Consider the following 17,269-nt stretch of genomic DNA (forward strand, 5'->3'; position numbering starts at 1 on the left):
ACGGGGTTTCTTGGCCGGATGTCCCTGACCCGGGCCGCTCTCCCGGGTCCGGGGCGCCGCTCAGCGCCCCAGCATCACACCCACGGACGACGCCTGTGTGACCACCGCATCCCAGCCGCCGAAGACGACCACGAGCAGGGCCGCGAGAGGGAGGACCATGGCGGTCGCCACCAAGGGGTGACGGCGGCCGGAAGGGCGGGTGGTGATCCGCGGGGCCGAGTACGCCATGGTTCCTCTCCTGTCGTGTCTGAAGGCGGCGGGTGCGGTGACCTCGGGGGACGAGTGCTGCACCCGCCGCTCGACTTCAAATCTAGGCAGCGCCGGCGGCCCGGGCGTCATGCCCGCGTACCGACTTCCGGGCCTCCGAGAGGATGACGACCATCCGGTTGGCGTACTCCCCAGGGTGGAGACGGGTCCCCCAGGGCCCGGGGTCTTCCCTAAGGGTGTGGGCGAGGGTCCGGGGTGCGGGGGTGCGGGGGTGAGGGATGCAGGGTGGGGTGGTCCGGGAGCCGGTTCCGGGTCCGGGTCCGGGTGCGGGGTGGGGGGTGCGGTGCGGGGTGGGGGGTGCGGTGCGGGGTGGGGGATGCGGGGTGGGGGTGCGGTGCGGGGTGGGGTGCGGTGCGCGGTGGGGGGTGGGGTGGGGCGTGACGTCGCTCACGTCGGGTGGGGAAGGGTGCGGTGGGGGCGGGGTGGGTGTTCGGTGATCGCCAACCTGGTTGGTACGAGGGGGTGTTGGCGACTGGTTTGGCTGACTGCCTCTCAAGTGTCCCCCTCAGCACTGACAATCGATGCGACCGCGAGGGCGCGGCCTGTGAGCGCGCCGGGGCGGCCTTACGTAAGCTGTGCCACGTCGAACGGACGAGGGGACGGACATGGCGATGATGCGGCTCCGGCGCGAGGACCCGCGGATCGTCGGGTCGTTCCGGCTCCACCGCAGGCTGGGCGCCGGCGGAATGGGGGTCGTGTACCTCGGGTCCGACCGGCGCGGGCAGCGGGTCGCCCTCAAGGTGATCCGGCCGGACCTCGCCGAGGACCAGGAGTTCCGGTCCCGGTTCGCCCGTGAGGTCTCCGCCGCCCGCCGGATCCGCGGCGGCTGCACCGCCCGGCTCGTCGCCGCCGACCTGGAGGCCGAGCGCCCCTGGTTCGCGACCCAGTACGTCCCCGGGCCCTCGCTGCACGACCGGGTCGCCGAGGAAGGGCCGCTGCGGGCGTCCGACGTGGCCGCCATCGGCGCCGCCCTGTCCGAGGGCCTCGTCGCCGTCCACGAGGCCGGGGTCGTCCACCGGGACCTCAAGCCCTCGAACATCCTGCTCTCCCCCAAGGGCCCCCGCATCATCGACTTCGGCATCGCCTGGGCCACCGGGGCCAGCACCCTCACGCACGTCGGCACCGCGGTCGGCTCCCCCGGCTTCCTGGCCCCCGAGCAGGTGCGCGGTGCGGCCGTCACCCCCGCGACCGACGTCTTCTCGCTGGGCGCCACCCTCGCGTACGCGGCCATGGGCGACTCCCCGTTCGGACACGGCAGTTCGGAGGTCATGCTCTACCGGGTCGTCCACGAGGAGCCCCAGCTGCACGGCGTACCGGACGCGCTGGCTCCGCTCGTACGGGCATGCCTCGCGAAGGACCCGGAGGAACGTCCCAGCACCCTTCAGCTGTCGATGCGGCTCAAGGAGATCGCCGCCCGCGAGGCGCAGGGGCTGCCCGCCGCCGCCCGGCCGCCGGTTCAAAGGGAGCGGGTCGAGGAGCGGGACACCGGGCGGGATACCGGTCGGGAATCGGGGCGCGACACGAGCAGGATGACGGAGCGGTACACCGAGCGGACCACCGGGAGGGGGAGCGAGTGGGGCGGTGAGCGGCCTACCGGGGGGCAGAACCGCCCCGGAGCCGGGCGGCCGTCCACGTCGCGGCCCTCCTCGCCGCGGACCGGCGGGGGCTCGCGGGCCTCGCAGTCCCGGCCCGGGGCACGGCCCGGTACGCGGTCCACCTCCACCGGGCGGCGTCCCGCCAACCCCCGGCTGCTGCGGCAGCGGCTCTTCGTCTTCGTCGTGGTGACGCTGGTGGTCGCGCTGGGGATCGCGGCCCTTCAGGCGCTTCAGGGGTGACCGGGTGGGCCCCGGCCGGTAACCGTCAGGCCGCACGCCCGCCTCATGCCTGCGGGCGGCCGCTGGACTACGCCTGCGGGCGGCCGCTCGTCACCGCGTAGAAGGCCACCGCAGCCGCCGCGCCCACGTTCAGCGAATCCACCCCGTGCGCCATGGGGATGCGGACCCACTCGTCCGCGGCGCGCAACGCCTGCGTCGACAGGCCTTCACCCTCCGCGCCGAGCATCAGCGCGACCCGGTCCAGCCGGTGCGGCGCCGCCTCGTCGATCGACGTGGCCCGCTCGGCCGGGGTGAGCGCGAACAGCTTGAAGCCCGCCTCCCGTACCGCCTCCAGGCCGCGCGGCCATGTGTCGAGGCGGGCGTACGGGACCGAGAACACCGCGCCCATCGAGACCTTCACCGAGCGGCGGTACAGCGGGTCCGCGCAGTCCGGGGACAGCAGCACCGCGTCCATGCCGAGCGCCGCGGCGCTGCGGAAGATCGCGCCGATGTTGGTGTGGTCGTTTACCGACTCCATCACCGCGACCCGGCGGGCCCTGCCCAGCAGCTCCGTCGCGTCCGGCAGCGGCTTGCGCTGCATGGACGCGAGCGCGCCCCTGTGCACGTGGTAGCCCGTGACCCGCTCCGCGAGGTCCGGCTGCACCGCGTACACCGGCGCCGGGACCTCGTCGATCACGTCGCGCATGACGTCGACCCACTTCGCCGACAGCAGCATCGACCGCATCTCGTACCCCGCCTGCTTGGCGCGGCGGATCACCTTCTCGCCCTCCGCGATGAACAGACCCTCGGCCGGCTCGCGTCTGCGGCGGAGCTCGACGTCGGTCAGTCCGGTGTAGTCCCGCAGGCGCGGGTCGTCGGGGTCGTCGATCGTGATGAGTTCGGCCACGGGGTGATACTGCCTTGTCCGGGGAGTGGTGCCAATGTGCGGGGGTTGCTTCGGCTACTTCGTCAGCTTGTCCGGAGCCTCGTTGACCACCTCGCCGATGACGATCACCGCCGGCGGGCGGACCTCCTCCGCCTTCACTCGCTCCGCCACCGTCGCCAGCGTGGCGTCCACGCGGCGCTGCGTCGCCGTCGTGCCCTCCTGGACCAGGGCGAGCGGTGTCTCCGGGGACTTGCCGTGGGCGATCAGAGCCTCGGCGATCTTGCCGATCTTGTCGACGCCCATGAGGATCACCAGCGTGCCCGTGAGCTTCGCCAGGGACGCCCAGTCCACCAGCGAACGCGGGTCGTCCGGAGCCACGTGGCCGCTGACCACCGTGAACTCGTGCGCCACGCCCCGGTGCGTGACCGGGATGCCCGCCGCGCCAGGCACCGAGATCGAGCTGGAGATGCCGGGGACGACCGTGCACGCGATGCCCTCCGCGGCCAGCGCCTGGGCCTCCTCCATACCGCGGCCGAACACGAACGGGTCGCCGCCCTTGAGGCGGACGACCGACCTGCCCGCCTTGGCGTGCTCGATCAGCGCGTTGTTGATGGCCTCCTGAGCCATGAACCGGCCGTACGGGATCTTCGCCGCGTCGATCACCTCGACGTGCGGAGGCAGCTCGTCGAGCAGGTCGCGCGGGCCGAGGCGGTCGGCGATGACGACGTCGGCCTCCGCGAGCAGGCGGCGGCCGCGGACCGTGATGAGGTCCGGGTCGCCGGGGCCGCCGCCGACCAGGGCGACGAAGTTCGTACGGGCGCGGTGCGCGGGCGCGGCGATCGAGCCGTCGCGCAGGCCCTCGACGATCGCGTCGCGTACGGCGGCGGAACGGCGTGGGTCGTGGCCGGTGAGGACGGCCACGGTCACGCCCTCGCTGCGGCCGGTGGCCGGGGTCCAGGCGGTGGCCGCCTCGGCGTCGTCGGAGCGCACGCACCAGGTCTTGGTCCGCTCGGCCTCGGCGGAGGCGGCGGCGTTGGCCACCGGGTCGCTGGTGGCGACGAGCGCGTACCAGGCGTCGGCGATGTCACCCTCCTCGTAGCGGCGCTTCACCCAGGTGATCTCGCCGGCCTCGGCCATCGCCTCCACGGAGGGCGTCGCGGACGGGGAGACCAGGGTGACCCGCGCGCCCGCGGCGATCAGGGCGGGGAGCCGGCGCTGGGCGACCTGGCCGCCGCCGAACACGACGACGCGGCGGCCGGCGAGGCGCAGTCCGACGGGGTAGGCGGGGTACTCGGCGTGCTCAGCGTGCTCGGCCATGTGCGGGCGGCTCCTCGGAGGGGCGGTGCGTGCGTGTGACGGGCGCAGCGGTGCACCCACGATATCGGTGACCTGCGGGTATCACGCTGTGACGCATGTCCCGCCGGTGGGCGCGTGACGTGTGGGACGTGGAGGGGGCCGTGTTCGGGACTGCATGATTTACGGCGCGATCCGGAACCGTGAGAAATGAACGCCCTGCGGTCGCGCCACAAATCACGCTTTACGTCCCGAACCCGGCCCCCTCCACGCCCCCCACTCCCGTGCGTGGGTGGGGTCGGCGTGCAGGGGGCGCCGGGCTCTACTTCTCCGTGACGCCCGCGGAGTCGAACGTGGCGACCTCGTGCATCGCCCGGGCCGCGCTCTGGACCAGGGGGAGCGCCAGAAGCGCGCCCGTGCCCTCGCCGAGGCGCAGGTCCAGGTCGACCAGCGGGCGCAGGCCCAGCTTGTTGAGGGCCGCCACGTGGCCCGGCTCCGCGCTGCGGTGGCCCGCGATGCAGGCTGCCAGCGACTCCGGCGCGATGGCGCGGGCCACGAGTGCCGCGGCACCGGTGGACACGCCGTCGAGGATGACCGGGGTACGGAGCGAGGCCGCTCCCAGGATCAGGCCGACGAGCGCCGCGTGCTCCAGGCCGCCGACCGCCGCCAGGACGCCGATCGGGTCCGTTGGGTCCGGCTTGTGGAGGTCGAGCGCGCGGCGGACCACGTCCACCTTGCGGGCGTGCATCTCGTCGTTGATGCCCGTGCCGCGGCCGGTGACCTCGGTCGGGTCCACATCCGTGTAGACCGAGATCAGCGCGGCCGACGCGGTGGTGTTCGCGATGCCCATCTCGCCGGTGAGCAGTGCCTTGTTGCCGGCCGCCACGAGGTCGCGGGCGCTCTCGATGCCGACCTCGATCGCCGCGATCGCCTCCTCGCGGGTCATCGCCTGGCCGATGGTGAAGTCGGCCGTGCCCGGGCGGACCTTCCGGGGCAGCAGGCCCGGGGTCGAGGGCAGTTCGGTCGCCACACCCACGTCGATGACGCAGACCTCGGCGCCGACCTGGTTGGCGAAGGCGTTGCAGACCGCTCCCCCGCCGAGGAAGTTCGCGACCATCTGGCCGGTCACCTCCTGCGGCCAGGCCGTGACGCCCTGGGCGTGCACACCGTGGTCGCCGGCGAAGATCGCGACCGCCGCCGGCTCCGGGATCGGCGGCGGGCACACCCTGGACAGGCCCGAGAGCTGCGCCGAGATGATCTCCAGCATGCCGAGCGCCCCCGCGGGCTTCGTCATGCGCTTCTGGCGCTCCCACGCCTCGCCGAGCGCCTTCGCGTCCAGCGGGCGGATGTTCGCGACCGTCTCCTGAAGCAGGTCGTGCGGCTCCTCGCCGGGCAGGGCGCGGCGGCCGTACGTCTCCTCGTGGACGACCCACGACAGCGGGCGGCGCTTGGACCAGCCCGCCTGCATCAGTTCGGGCTCCTCCGGGAACTCGTCCACGTAGCCGACGCAGAGGTACGCCACCACTTCGAGGTGCTCGGGCAGGCCGAGGGCGCGGACCATCTCGCGCTCGTCGAAGAAGCTGACCCAGCCGACGCCGAGGCCCTCGGCACGGGCGGCGAGCCACAGGTTCTCGACGGCCAGGGCCGAGGAGTACGGAGCCATCTGCGGCTGCGTGTAGCGGCCGAGGGTGTGGCGGCCGCCCCGCGTCGGGTCCGCGGTCACGACGATGTTGACCGGCGTGTCGAGGATGGCCTCGATCTTCAGTTCCTTGAACTGCTTCGCCCGGCCCTTGGGCAGCGAGTTCGCGTACGCCTCGCGCTGCCGCTGGGCCAGCTCGTGCATGGACCGTCGGGTCTCCGCCGAGCGGATGACCACGAAGTCCCACGGCTGCGAGTGTCCGACGCTGGGCGCCGTGTGCGCGGCCTCCAGGACGCGCAGCAGGACCTCGTGCGGGATCGGGTCGGAGCGGAAGCCGTTGCGGATGTCGCGGCGCTCGCGCATCACGCGGAGGACCGCTTCGCGCTCCGCCTCGTCGTAGCCCGGGGCCGCGGGGGCCGTGGGACCCACGGGGGCCTGGGCGTCCGGGGGCGCCTGAGCGTCGGTGGGCGCCTGGGCGTCCGTAGGGGCCTGGGCGTCCGGGGGCGCCTGAGCGTCGGCGGGGGCTTCGGCGTCGGTGGGCGCCTGGGCGTCGGCGGGGGCTTCGGCGTCGGCGGGGGCCTGGGCGTCGGCGGGGGCTTCGGCGTCCGGCTCGTCGGTTGCCTGCGCCTCCGCGTTCGCTTCGGGCGCGGTGTCGAGCGGCGGCTGCGGCTCTGCTTCCGGGGCGGCGTCGAGGGTCGGGGCCTCGGCGACCGGCTCGGGGGCCGACGGCTGCGGCTCCCCGGTCGGGGCCTGGAGCACGGGGGGCTCCGTCATCGCTTCTCCGGCCGGCTGGGGCTCCTCCACCACCGGGATCTCCTCGGCCGCGACCTCGACCGGGGGCTCCAGGGGCGCCTCGACGGGGGCCTCGAACACCTGCTCCGCCGGGGGTGCCACCTGAGGCTCCGCCAGGGGTGTCACGTCCGTCTCCGCGGGGGGTGCCGTCTGGGCCTCCGCCGCGGGCGGCTCGGGCTCGCGCGGGGCGGGGACGACGACCGGGATCTCCCCGGCCGGCGGGAGCTCCTCCGCGGCGGCCGGGATCTCCTCCGCGGCCGGGGGCACCTCGGCCACCGGGAGCTCTTCGGCCATCGGGAGCTGCTCGGCGGCCTGGGACACCTCGGCCATCGGGAGCTGCTCGGCGGCCTGGGGCTGCTCCGGGATCGGGAGCTCCGCGGGGGCGGGGAGCTCCTCTGGGGTGGGGAGCTGCGCCGGGTCCGGTGCCTCCGCCACTGCGGCGGGCTGCTCGATCGGGGCCTCGGGCTCGATGGGGGCATCGGCGACCGGTGCCACGGGAGCCGGGGCCGCCACGGGCGGTTCCGGCGTCGGGGTCGGGGCCAGGTGCGGGGCGGTCGGCACGGAGCCCTCTACCGGGACGAACTGGGCCACCGGCGGGACGACCGTTTCTGCGGGGGCGACCGTGGGGGCCTGGGGCTCCTGGGGCTGGGCGGGCCACGGCATGGCGCCCTGCGGGGCCGTCTGCTCCTGCGGGACGTCCAGGTACTCGAGGCCGGTCGTCGGCGGGCCCGGAGTGCGGACCGGCATGGGGGCGGGGGCCGTGGCGGCCATCGGGGCCGGGGGGACCGGTGCGGCGGGGCCGCGGTCGGCGAGGGAGCGGACCACGCCTGCCGAGCCCTCGGGGACCGGCGGGCCCATGTGCAGGGGGCGGCGGGCGGGCGGCGGGGTCGGTGCGGCGGCCGGCGGGGGCACCCGTACGCCACCGAGGTCGACCGAGCCGGAGTCGCGGCCCGCGGCCTCGTGGGCGCCCGTGTCGAGGATGCCGGGCTCGTAGCCGTGGCCGGCGGCGACCGGCTCCTGCGGGACGCCGTGCGCCGGGGTGCCTTGCGGGGTCAGCGGGACGCCGTGCGGCGGGGTGGCCGTGACCTGCTCCAGAGGGGCGGTCAGCGGGTCCACGAGGGGCACGGCGACCGGCGGCGCGGGCGGGACGCCCGGCTGGTGCTCGCTCCAGGCGCCCTGCGCTCCCGGCATCAGGAGCAGGTCGTCGTCCTCGGCTGCGTTCTCGGAGGGGTCCAGGAAGGTGTACGCGCCCGGAGCGGGGATGCCCGGCTGCTCGACCATGCCTGCGTTCTCCGGCAGCCCCTCGCCGGGGACCTGGCCGGTGTCCGTCATGCTGCGTACCCCTCGCCCATTGGTTGTGCTCCTTCAGACCTGCGCCCGTCGACAAGAACGAGCGTGCGCGCCGCGTGGCACGAGGACGCGCGGACACCCAAGCATTGTCCCGGTCTTCGGCCATCGTGGCAGGCGGATCCGCCACGGTGCGCTGTGGACTGCGCCACGTCGCGCCGCCCCCCGTTGCTCCGTACCACATCAGGGGGCCAATGCGGCCCCTTCTTCAGGACATTGACGAACAAATCGCCGAACGTCCTGGTGCGGTACAACAATCGGCCAGCCTACCTCCCCGGCCGGGCCGCACGATCACGGGGAGCGGCGGCCCGCGAGGAGGAAGACGACGGATCGTTCCCGTTCGGTCCAGGCGCCCGGGTCGAGGCCGACGGTCTGCAGCAGGCTGCACTCGACGTCGTATCCGCCGTCGGCGAGGGCGGCGCCGATGGCCTCGGCCTCGTCGCGGGTGGAGGCGTGCGCGACGATACGTTCCGGCCTGCGGTCGGTGCAGGCGGTGACGACGGGGACGCCGCCGCCCCCGATGCGTACGACGTCGGGTTCGGGGAGGCGTTCGAGGACGTGCGGGGCGCGGCCGGGGACGGCCTGGAGCATGAGTCCGGCGCGGCGGGCGGCGGCCTCGGTGCGGGCGCAGGCCGCCGGGTCGGTGTCGACGGCGATGACGGCGGCGCCGAAGCGGGCGGTCTCGACGGAGAAGGCGCCGTCGGCGCAGCCGATGTCCCAGACCAGGTCGCCGACGCGGGGGCCGAGGCGGGCGAGCTGGGCGGCGCGCAGGGTGGGGTCCTGGCCGGTGCGGGCGGCGGTGCCCTCCGTGGGCAGGCCCCAGCCCCGTACGGCGGGGGTCTCTTGGCCCATGATCCAGCCGCCGCCCGCGGCGGGGCTGCCGCCGATGACGATGACGACGTTGGGGTCGCGCCAGGCGTGGTCGGCGGCCTTGTCGGAGGTGAGGACGGTGACCTGTTCGCGGTCGGTGCCGAGTTCCTCGCAGATGACGAAGGTGCGGTGGACGCCGTCGAGGAGGAGGGCGAGTTCGGCGGGGCCTGCGCCGGGCGAGGTGAGGACGGCGACCTTGGGATGGGCGCGGCAGACGTTGACGGCGCGGCGCAGGGTGCGCTGGTGGGCGACGACGATCCTGGCGTCGTCCCAGGGCATGCCGGCCCGGGCGAACGCGGCGGCGACGGAGGAGACGGCGGGGACGACCTCGACCTCGAGGCCGTGCTCGGGGGCGCGCAGGGTGCGGACGACGCCGAAGAAGCCGGGGTCGCCGTCGGCGAGGACGACGGCGGTGCCGCGGTGGCCGGCGATGCGGCGGGCGGCGAGGTCGACGCTGCCGAGGCGGATGCGCTCGGCGGCGGGGGGAACCTCGGGGAGTGCCAGGTGGTGGGCCGCGCCGGCCACGAGGGTGGCGGCGCCGAGGGCGGACCGGGCCGCCGCGGTGAGGGGCGAGCCGTCCCAGCCGATCACCGTGACCCGGTCGGCCATCTGTGTCTGTCTCCCTGGGTGTGTGCAGGTCGGGGGCGGGTCGAGCCTACCCGGGCGGTCAGCTCCAGTCGGCGAAGGTGGAGTAGCCGGCCTCGGCCATCCGCTCGGCGTCGCCTTCGAGGTCCTCGGGCAGGAGGCTCCAGACGATGAGGTCGGTGCGGACGTCGGTCCATTCGCCGGTCTCGGTCTGGCTGCGCGCTATCCAGGCGCTGCGCAGGACGCCCTCGCTGATGCAGCCGATCTTCTGGGCGACCTGCTGGGAGGCGGCGTTGTCGGCGGCGGTGCGCAGTTCGAGGCGTTCGAAGCCGCGGTCGCCGAAGAGCCACTGGGCGACGGCGAGGACGGACTCGGTGGCGTATCCCTCGCCGCGGGCCCAGGGGGCGGTCACGTAGGAGATCTCGGTGGCGCGGGTGCGCCAGTCGGTGTGGTGGAGGTGGATGGTGCCGACGAGGCGCTGGGTGAGGAATTCGGTGACGGCGAAGACGATGCCGCGGCCTTCGGTGCGTTCCGCAGGAGCGATCCTGCTGACCCAGTCCTCGGCGTCGGCGCGCGTGTACGGGTGTGGGACGGAGGTCCAGGCGACCACGAGCTCGTCGTTCATCATCTCGGTGAACGCGGGGATGTCGGCCTCTTCGTACGGGCGCAGCACCAACCTGTCCGTGCTGATGGAGAGGGACGGGAAGGTCGTAGTCATGCTCAACTCCATACGTGAAGACCGTGAACGCACAGCATGCAGCATGGTGATGCCGGAGCGCATGCGCGGGTGAGCCGAAGGCCCCGTGCGCCGGACGGGGCGCTCGGGGCCTTCTGGTCAAGGACTCTACCCGGGGGGTCTTTTGACGGGCTTTCGTATGACGCGGTGTTACTTGGCCGCGCCGAAGGCCGGGGTGACGGAGCCCTTGTAGGTGTCCTCGATGTACTTCTTCACCTCGGGCGAGTTGAGGAGCTTGGCGAGCTTCTGCACGCGGGCGTCCTTCTCGTTGCCCTCCTTGACGGCGAGGAAGTTGGCGTAGGGGTTGCCCTCGGCCTTCTCCAGGGCGAGGGAGTCCTTGGCGGGCTGGAGCTTGGCCTCGATGGCGTAGTTGCCGTTGATGACGGCGGCGTCGACGTCGTTCAGGGCGCGGGGCACGGTGGCGGCCTCCAGCTCCTTGAACTCCAGGCCCTTCTTGTCGGTGATGTCGGAGAGCTTGGCGTCGGTGCCGACGCCGGACTTGAGGGTGATGAGGCCGTTGTCGGCGAGCAGGTGGAGCGCGCGGCCCTCGTTGGTGGTGTCGTTGGGGACGGCGATGGTCTGGCCGGCCTTGATGTCGCCGAGGGACTTGACCTTCTTGGAGTAGAGGCCGAGCGGCTCGAGGTGGACGTTCACCACCGGCACGATGTGGGTGCCGTTCTTCTTGTTGAAGTCGTCGAGGTACGGCTTGTGCTGGAAGAAGTTGGCGTCGACCTGGCCGGTCTCGGTGGCGGTGTTCGGCAGGACGTAGTCCGTGAACTCCTTCACCTCCAGCTTCAGGCCCTCCTTCGCGGCGAGGTTGTCCTTGACGAAGTTGAGGATGTCGGCGTGCGGCGTCGGGGACGCGGCGACGACGAGCGGCTTGTCCGCGGAGCCCGCCGCGTCCTTGGCGGAGGACGGGTCGGAGGAGGTGCCGCAGGCGGTGAGGCCGAGGGCGATGGCGGCGGTGGCGGCGATGCCCGCGGTGAGCTTGATGTTCTTGCGCACGAAGAGTGCCTCTTTCCGGTGGTGCGGTGGACGCCTGGACAACAAGTCCGGGCTTTTTCTTCGGGGTACGAAGTCGGGGGCGCCGTTACGCGGTGCGGCCACGGCGGGCGAGGAGGCGGACGATCCCGTCGCCGAGGAGCTGGACGACGGTGACGATCACGACCAGGACGACGACGGTGACCAGCATGAAGGTGGTGTCGAAGCGCTGGTATCCGTAGGTGACGGCCTTGGATCCGAGGCCTTCGCCGCCGACCGCGCCGGCCATCGCGGAGTAGCCGATGAGCACGATCACGGTGGTCGTGACGGCGGAGACGAGGGAGGGCAGGGCCTGCGGGAGCAGGACCTTGCGGACGATGGTGGGGATGCCGCCGCCCATGGCCTGGACGGCCTCGACGAGTCCGTGGTCGACCTCGCGGATCGCGGTCTCGACGAGCCGTGCGAAGAAGGGGATGGCGCCGATGGCGAGCGGCACGATCATGGCGGTGGGGCCGATGAAAGTGCCGACGACGGCGGTGGTGAAGGGGATCAGGGCGATCAGCAGGATGATGAAGGGCAGCGAGCGGCCCAGGTTCACGATCGCGCCGACGATCTTGTTCACCGGCCGGTTCTGCAGCAGTCCGCCCTTGTCGGTGAGGACGAGGAGGATGCCGAGCGGGAGGCCGCCGAGGACGGTGACGACGGTGGCCCACAGGACCATGTAGAGGGTGTCGATGGTGCCCTGCTCAAGGAGCGGCTGCATCTCGGACCAGGTCACTTGGCACCTTCCTTCGCGAGCGCGTGCGGCGCGGCGGCGGGCGCCGGGACGGTCACGGGCTCGGAATCGTTCTCGGCGTGCTCGGCGTGCTCGACGTTCTCCACCTGGAGGCCCTGCTCGCGCAGGAAGCCGACCGGGACGACGTTGTCCTCGTAGCGTCCGGGCAGTTCGATCCGCATGCGGCCGATCTGCCGGCCGCCGACGGTGTCCATCGCCGCGCCGAGGATCGAGATGTCGATGTTGTACGTACGGGAGAGCTGCGAGATCACCGGCTGCGTGGCGGTCTCGCCGTGGAACGTGACGTCGACGACCGTGCGGTCGGGGCCGGTGGCGGCGCCGCTCACGGGGAAGAGCTCGGCGGCCAGCTGGGAGCCGGGGGTGGCGAGCAGTTCGCCGACGGTGCCGGACTCGACGATCCGGCCCTTCTGCATCAGCGCGGCCGAGTCGCAGATCGTCTTGACGACGTCCATCTCGTGCGTGATGAGCAGGACGGTGAGGCCGAGCTGCTGGTTGAGGTCGCGCAGCAGCTGGAGAATGGCGCGGGTGGTCTCCGGGTCGAGCGCGCTGGTGGCCTCGTCGGAGAGCAGCACCCTGGGCTTGCCGGCGAGGGCACGGGCGATGCCGACGCGCTGCTTCTGGCCGCCGGAGAGCTGGCCGGGGTAGGCCTTGGCCTTGTCTGCGAGGCCGACGAGGTCGAGGAGTTCCAGGGCGCGGCGGGTGCGTTCGGCGCCGGAGACGCCGAGGATCTCCAGGGGGAGTTCGATGTTGTCCTTGACGGTGCGGGAGGACAGCAGGTTGAAGTGCTGGAAGACCATGCCGATGTTGCTGCGGGCCTGACGCAGGTCCTTGCCGGCGCGGCGGCCCTTCCCGGCGAGGGCGGTGAGGTCGACGCCGTCGACGGTCACGGTGCCGGAGGTGGGGCGCTCGAGGAGGTTGACGCAGCGGATGAGCGAGGACTTTCCGGCGCCGCTCTGGCCGATCACGCCGAAGACCTCGCCCTCGCGGACGTGGAGGTCGACGCCGTCCAGAGCGGTGACCTGGCGGCCTCGCGACTCGTAGACCTTGGTCAGGCCCGAAGTGGTGATCACAGGGTTTCCGTCACTGTCGAGTGCGCGGCGCGGGGTCCGCCGTGCACGGGGCATTCGTCGTTCGGACAGTCAGGCGCAGGGCGGCTGGTTCGGCGGTGGCCGGGAGGCAGCGCGTGCGCGGGGCGGGCTCGGTCCGGTGCCTGGGTGGCGTGCGGATCGGCTCGGCCGTCGGGGCTCGCTTCGGGGCGCGAGTCTCAGGCGGGGGCCCTCAGTTGGCGCACATTCGACACATACAACGAGCACCGGGCGTCTGGATCGCCTCGGTCGCAAGGGTGCGGCTGCTCGTCGTGGTCATGGCTGCAAGTAAAGCATGCAAACGTGCGAACGAAAGCGGGCTGTCCGTATAGCGGACATCGATGAGACGCCATGCGGACAGTCCGGGGGCGGATCAGCGGGCGGCGACGATCGCCGCTCCCCCGTCGGTGGCCTGCTCGGACGACCGGGGCCGGACCGGTCAGGACCACGTCGGCGTGAGGTCCGCCCGGTCGTGGGTTGTGGCCAAGGCCACGGTCCGCATGCCACCGGGCCGGCCGGCCGCGGTTCCTCGGCGGGCGTCGCCGTAGGAGACGCGGCGGGCCGGGTCGACACCGGGCTTCGCGGCCGCGAGCAGGTGGGGCCCCGGGGTGGGCTCGCCACGGGTGACGTCGGCGGCGGCTGCCGGCAGCGGCGGCCTGACGCCGCCGACCCCTGCGTGGCACGTACGTGGGCAGGGGGCGCGCGCATCGGGCCATTCGGCCCGTAATACCCTCGGGCGCATGCTTGACGTCCTGACGGTCGCGGTCTCGGCGGCCGCGCTCGCCCTCGCCGCCTGGTGCGGCCTCGCCGCCTACCGGGACCAGTCCACGAAGGACTGGCACTTCATCGGCATGGCCGTCGTGACCCTGCTCGCCCTGGTGCAGCTCGTGGTCGGCGTCGTGCAGCTGTCGCGCGGCGAGAAGGCCGACGAGGGCGGGACGATCTTCGTCGCCTATCTGCTGGGCGCGCTGTGCGCGGTGCCGGCGGCCGGTTTCATGTCGCTGGCCGAGCGGAGCCGCTGGGGTTCGGCGACGGTGGCGGCGGGTGCGGTGGTGCTCGCAGTCCTGGAAGTGCGCCTCTACGACATCTGGACGGTGGGCTGATCATGACCGTGACCGAGACCGAGGGGACCGGCCGGCTGGTCAAGGGCCCGGGCATGCTGCTGGTCTGGCTGTACGGCGTGATGTCGGTCGGCGCGGTCTCCCGCTCGATCTACCAGATCGCCACCGAGTTCGACCGGGCGCCGCTGGCGTACAGCCTGTCGGCGGTGGCGGCCGTCGTGTACGCGTTCATCACGTACACGCTGGTACGGGGCGGGGAGACGGCCCGCAGGGCGGCGCTGGTGTGCTGCGCCGCCGAGCTGGTGGGCGTGCTGACCGTGGGGACCTGGACGCTGGTCGAGCCGTCGGCCTTCCCGGACGCGACGGTGTGGTCGGACTACGGCTACGGCTACGTCTTCATCCCGGTGCTGCTGCCGCTGTCCGGCATCTGGTGGCTGCGAAGGTCGCGGAGCCTCTGAGGGCGGGGCCTATGCCGCCTTCTCCAGGGTGACGAGGGTGAGGCTCGGGCCGACCTCGCGACTGGCGACCTGCGCGTAACCCTTGCTGCGGTAGAGGCGGAGGTTGCCCTCGCTGCGGTGGCCGGTGAAGAGCTGGAAGCGCTTGGCGGCGGGGGCGGGTTCGCCGGCGAAGTGGCTCTCGATGGCGTCGAGGAGCCGGCCGCCGAGGCCGTGGCGCTGCAGGCGGGGGTGGACGATGAGCTTGGCGATCTTCACGGTGCCGTCCTCGTCGAGGCGGCCGCGCACGGAGGCGACGATCTCGTCGCCGAGGCGGGCGACGAAGCCCTGGCCTTCGACGAGTTCGGCGCGCAGGGCGTCGAGTGACTGGGTGAGCGGCTCGATGGACCAGTCCTGGTAGATCTCGGCCTCGCGCTGGTAGCAGAGGTACTGCAGCTTGAGGATGTGCTCCGCGTCCTGCGCCTCTGCCGCTGAGATGGTCACGCTCATGCCCATGTGTGCATGCCTCCCGCTCACCTGGTCCGCCGTCGGTCTACGGCACCCTTCCCCGTACGCCCGGGGCGGGAACCTCCGCAGCCAGCATTCTGCGCAGGCATCCCAGGCAACGGGAACGCATCGGCCCCAGACTGCCCTGTGAGATACCCAACGCTCCTGCGATTTCCCGGTAGGTGGGGTCGGCGGGGTGGAGCATCGCGGCGAGCAGCCGGGGGCAGTGGCCGGGGGTGCGGCGGACGGCGGCGCGCAGGGTGCGGCGGCGTTCGGCGACGAGGGCGGAGCTCTCGGGGGACGGGGTCTCGTGGGCCGGTTCGCCGGGGTAGGGGCGCTCCCTCACGGAGGCCCGGCGGGCGCGGCGTGCCTCGGCGCGGACGGCGCGGCGCAGCCAGTCGGCGGGGTGTTCGGGGGCGCCGTCCTCCTCGATCCGCTCCAGGAGGCGCAGCCAGACGGCCTGTTCGAGGTCTCCCGCCTCGATCCCGGCGGCCGGGGCCTCCGCCTGGGACTCGGCGGCGAGCAGGGGCGTGAGGGTGGCGAGCAGCGCTTCACGGGGAGTCATGCCCGTCACGATGCGGGGCGGGGCGGGAACGGTTGCGGGACCGGCCGTAAACCACTCCGTCGGGGGTAAAGGCCGGGCCACGCGGTGCCTTGGAGACCGGATCCGGGGTCCTGGATATTGGATCCAATATCCAGGACCTGGAGAGACAGGGGCCGGGGATCCCGGATCCCGGATCCAGAGTCCTGGATCCGGGACTCAGCGGGACGAGAAGTCCGCGGCGGCCAGGAGGGCGGTGTCGGCGTTGTCGGAGAAGATGCCGTCGATGCCGGTCTCGAAGAACCGCTTCAGCGCGCCGAAGGCGTCGCCGTACGCCGCCGGGTCGGTGCCGCGCCGGTATTCGGCGGGCAGGAAGGTGTTCTCGTTGCGCTGGGTGTACGGGTGGAGGATCAGGCCCTCCGCGTGCGCGTCCCGGACCAGCGTGGTCTCGGCGCCGAGGCGCCCGCCTGCGTCGCGGGGCAGGATCAGATCGATGGTGGGCCCGATGCCCTGCGCGTAGGACGCGATCCAGCGCAGCCCCTCAGGCTTGACCAGGTCGGCGACGGTGCGCGGGTCACCCGACTGGACGAAGTCCCACGGGCGGGTGTTCGCGGCGGAGAGCAGCACCACGCGCGGGGAGTCCACCAGGCGGGCGAGGCGCTGGATGCTGCCGGGCTCGAAGGACTGCAGGAAGACCGGGGAGTCGGCACGGTGCCGGCCGTAGCGGCGCAGCAGTCTGGCGAGCCGCTCCTCCAGGCCGAGGCCGAGGGAGCGGAAGTAAGTGGGGTGCTTGGTCTCGACGTGCAGCCAGACCTCGCGGCCCCGGCGGCGGCCCTCCTGCTCGGCCCAGCGCAGCACCTCCTCGAAGGTGGGCACGGTCCAGCGGCCGTCGTAGAGGGTGTTCTCCTGGCGGGTGCCGGGGATGCGCTCCTTGGCGCGCAGGGTCTTGAGCTCGGCGAGGGTGAAGTCCTCGGTGAACCAGCCGGTGAGGGCGACGCCGTCGACGGTCTTGGTGGTCTTGCGCCCGGCGAACTCGAGGCGGTCGGCGACGTCGGTGGTGCCGGTGATGTCGTTCTCGTGGCGGCAGACCAGGTGGCCGTCCTTGGTGGGGACGAGGTCCTGCTCGATGACGTGGGCGCCCATGTCGAGGGCGAGCTGGTAGGAGCCGAGGGTGTGTTCGGGGCGGTAGCCGCTGGCGCCGCGGTGGGCGATGACGGTGGGGACGGGCAGGGAGCGGTAGCCGTGGCCGTGGCCCTTGGTGCGGGGGCTGCGGTCGGTGCCGGCGGCGACGGCCGCCGACACGGCCTGCGCGGTGCCGCCGGCGAGGACGGTCGAGCCGCCCAGGACGGCGGCTCCGGCCGCTCCGAGGACGGCTCGCCGTGCCGGGGTCCGGCGCTCAGGCTGTGTCATGAACACTCCTTCGGTGTGATGTCCCGCACCTGTCAACTGATGGGACGACGCTAGGCAGTGCGGCCCTACGGGCGGCAGACCTCGGCGGAACATGGCGGAAACACACGTCAACACCGCGTATCCACTCCGTGAACCCGATGTGCGACGGGACGTGACCCGCGAGTATCGTCGCCACCTGCACGAGCGACTCCGCCGAGCCGCATCGCCCGCCCCCGCCCCGACACC

General features: G+C 73.0%; 15 protein-coding genes. 3 read left to right on the forward strand and 12 right to left on the reverse strand.

Going from position 1 to position 17,269, the window contains the following annotated elements; genetic code table 11:
- Window positions 1–60 precede the first annotated feature (60 nt).
- Window positions 61–228, reverse strand: a complete 168-nt coding sequence (locus tag ACIGEZ_RS09615) for a hypothetical protein (RefSeq protein ID WP_399828088.1) — start codon at window positions 226–228, stop codon at window positions 61–63.
- A 644-nt stretch (window positions 229–872) separates the two neighbouring features.
- On the opposite strand from ACIGEZ_RS09615, the gene ACIGEZ_RS09620 reads away from it, so the two are divergent.
- A complete protein-coding gene (locus ACIGEZ_RS09620) occupies window positions 873–2,102 on the forward strand; it encodes a serine/threonine-protein kinase (RefSeq protein WP_399828090.1) in 1,230 nt (409 codons plus the stop codon).
- Window positions 2,103–2,169: 67 nt separating this feature from the next.
- On the opposite strand, the gene ACIGEZ_RS09625 is transcribed toward ACIGEZ_RS09620, so the two are convergent.
- From ACIGEZ_RS09625 to ACIGEZ_RS09660, 8 genes are all read right to left on the reverse strand, one after another.
- Window positions 2,170–2,988, reverse strand: a complete 819-nt coding sequence (locus ACIGEZ_RS09625; protein WP_399828093.1) for a TrmH family RNA methyltransferase — start codon at window positions 2,986–2,988, stop codon at window positions 2,170–2,172.
- A 54-nt stretch (window positions 2,989–3,042) separates the two neighbouring features.
- Complete coding sequence (gene cobA, locus ACIGEZ_RS09630) at window positions 3,043–4,284, reverse strand: uroporphyrinogen-III C-methyltransferase (RefSeq protein WP_399828097.1); 1,242 nt, start codon at window positions 4,282–4,284, stop codon at window positions 3,043–3,045.
- A 298-nt stretch (window positions 4,285–4,582) separates the two neighbouring features.
- Window positions 4,583–8,023 carry a nicotinate-nucleotide--dimethylbenzimidazole phosphoribosyltransferase gene (cobT, locus tag ACIGEZ_RS09635; RefSeq protein ID WP_399828099.1) on the reverse strand — a complete coding sequence of 1,147 codons (3,441 nt, stop codon included), beginning with the start codon at window positions 8,021–8,023 and terminating at the stop codon, window positions 4,583–4,585.
- Between the two features lie 306 nt (window positions 8,024–8,329).
- Window positions 8,330–9,517 (reverse strand): precorrin-6y C5,15-methyltransferase (decarboxylating) subunit CbiE, encoded by a 1,188-nt coding sequence (gene cbiE / locus ACIGEZ_RS09640; protein ID WP_399828102.1) that lies wholly within the window; start codon window positions 9,515–9,517, stop codon window positions 8,330–8,332.
- 58 nt (window positions 9,518–9,575) lie between these two features.
- Window positions 9,576–10,223 (reverse strand): GNAT family N-acetyltransferase, encoded by a 648-nt coding sequence (locus tag ACIGEZ_RS09645; protein ID WP_399828105.1) that lies wholly within the window; start codon window positions 10,221–10,223, stop codon window positions 9,576–9,578.
- Between the two features lie 156 nt (window positions 10,224–10,379).
- Complete coding sequence (locus ACIGEZ_RS09650; RefSeq protein WP_399828107.1) at window positions 10,380–11,234, reverse strand: MetQ/NlpA family ABC transporter substrate-binding protein; 855 nt, start codon at window positions 11,232–11,234, stop codon at window positions 10,380–10,382.
- 85 nt (window positions 11,235–11,319) lie between these two features.
- Window positions 11,320–11,988, reverse strand: coding sequence for a methionine ABC transporter permease (locus tag ACIGEZ_RS09655; RefSeq protein ID WP_399828110.1), 669 nt, complete (start codon window positions 11,986–11,988; stop codon window positions 11,320–11,322).
- Window positions 11,985–13,076 (reverse strand): methionine ABC transporter ATP-binding protein, encoded by a 1,092-nt coding sequence (locus ACIGEZ_RS09660; RefSeq protein ID WP_399828112.1) that lies wholly within the window; start codon window positions 13,074–13,076, stop codon window positions 11,985–11,987. The genes ACIGEZ_RS09655 and ACIGEZ_RS09660 overlap by 4 nt, the downstream gene beginning before the upstream one ends.
- A gap of 755 nt (window positions 13,077–13,831) precedes the next feature.
- Here ACIGEZ_RS09660 and ACIGEZ_RS09665 point away from each other — a divergent pair.
- Together ACIGEZ_RS09665 and ACIGEZ_RS09670 are read left to right on the forward strand one after the other, a co-directional pair.
- Complete coding sequence (locus tag ACIGEZ_RS09665) at window positions 13,832–14,194, forward strand: hypothetical protein (protein WP_399828115.1); 363 nt, start codon at window positions 13,832–13,834, stop codon at window positions 14,192–14,194.
- A gap of 2 nt (window positions 14,195–14,196) precedes the next feature.
- A complete protein-coding gene (locus ACIGEZ_RS09670) occupies window positions 14,197–14,610 on the forward strand; it encodes a hypothetical protein (protein WP_399828117.1) in 414 nt (137 codons plus the stop codon).
- Window positions 14,611–14,619: 9 nt separating this feature from the next.
- On the opposite strand, the gene ACIGEZ_RS09675 is transcribed toward ACIGEZ_RS09670, so the two are convergent.
- The 3 genes from ACIGEZ_RS09675 to ACIGEZ_RS09685 form a co-directional block, all read right to left on the reverse strand.
- Window positions 14,620–15,102: a GNAT family N-acetyltransferase gene (locus ACIGEZ_RS09675; protein ID WP_399828120.1), complete on the reverse strand. Its 483-nt coding sequence runs from the start codon at window positions 15,100–15,102 to the stop codon at window positions 14,620–14,622.
- A gap of 37 nt (window positions 15,103–15,139) precedes the next feature.
- Complete coding sequence (locus ACIGEZ_RS09680) at window positions 15,140–15,658, reverse strand: sigma-70 family RNA polymerase sigma factor (RefSeq protein ID WP_399828122.1); 519 nt, start codon at window positions 15,656–15,658, stop codon at window positions 15,140–15,142.
- Window positions 15,659–15,853: 195 nt separating this feature from the next.
- Window positions 15,854–17,044 carry a glycerophosphodiester phosphodiesterase gene (locus tag ACIGEZ_RS09685; protein ID WP_399828124.1) on the reverse strand — a complete coding sequence of 397 codons (1,191 nt, stop codon included), beginning with the start codon at window positions 17,042–17,044 and terminating at the stop codon, window positions 15,854–15,856.
- Window positions 17,045–17,269: the final 225 nt, after the last annotated feature.

The organism is Streptomyces sp. NPDC085481 (assembly GCF_044541845.1).
Lineage (GTDB): Bacteria > Actinomycetota > Actinomycetes > Streptomycetales > Streptomycetaceae > Streptomyces.

What these genes read in the sequence shown, in the direction of transcription:
- ACIGEZ_RS09645 (WP_399828105.1), bottom strand. Translation starts at nt 10,223, where the DNA reads ATGGAGTTGAGCATGACTACGACCTTCCCGTCCCTCTCCATCAGCACG.
- cobA (WP_399828097.1), bottom strand. Translation starts at nt 4,284, where the DNA reads ATGGCCGAGCACGCTGAGCACGCCGAGTACCCCGCCTACCCCGTCGGA.
- ACIGEZ_RS09615 (WP_399828088.1), bottom strand. Translation starts at nt 228, where the DNA reads ATGGCGTACTCGGCCCCGCGGATCACCACCCGCCCTTCCGGCCGCCGT.
- ACIGEZ_RS09675 (WP_399828120.1), bottom strand. Translation starts at nt 15,102, where the DNA reads ATGGGCATGAGCGTGACCATCTCAGCGGCAGAGGCGCAGGACGCGGAG.
- ACIGEZ_RS09685 (WP_399828124.1), bottom strand. Translation starts at nt 17,044, where the DNA reads ATGACACAGCCTGAGCGCCGGACCCCGGCACGGCGAGCCGTCCTCGGA.
- ACIGEZ_RS09620 (WP_399828090.1), top strand. Translation starts at nt 873, where the DNA reads ATGGCGATGATGCGGCTCCGGCGCGAGGACCCGCGGATCGTCGGGTCG.
- cbiE (WP_399828102.1), bottom strand. Translation starts at nt 9,517, where the DNA reads ATGGCCGACCGGGTCACGGTGATCGGCTGGGACGGCTCGCCCCTCACC.
- ACIGEZ_RS09670 (WP_399828117.1), top strand. Translation starts at nt 14,197, where the DNA reads ATGACCGTGACCGAGACCGAGGGGACCGGCCGGCTGGTCAAGGGCCCG.
- ACIGEZ_RS09680 (WP_399828122.1), bottom strand. Translation starts at nt 15,658, where the DNA reads ATGACTCCCCGTGAAGCGCTGCTCGCCACCCTCACGCCCCTGCTCGCC.
- cobT (WP_399828099.1), bottom strand. Translation starts at nt 8,023, where the DNA reads ATGACGGACACCGGCCAGGTCCCCGGCGAGGGGCTGCCGGAGAACGCA.
- ACIGEZ_RS09665 (WP_399828115.1), top strand. Translation starts at nt 13,832, where the DNA reads ATGCTTGACGTCCTGACGGTCGCGGTCTCGGCGGCCGCGCTCGCCCTC.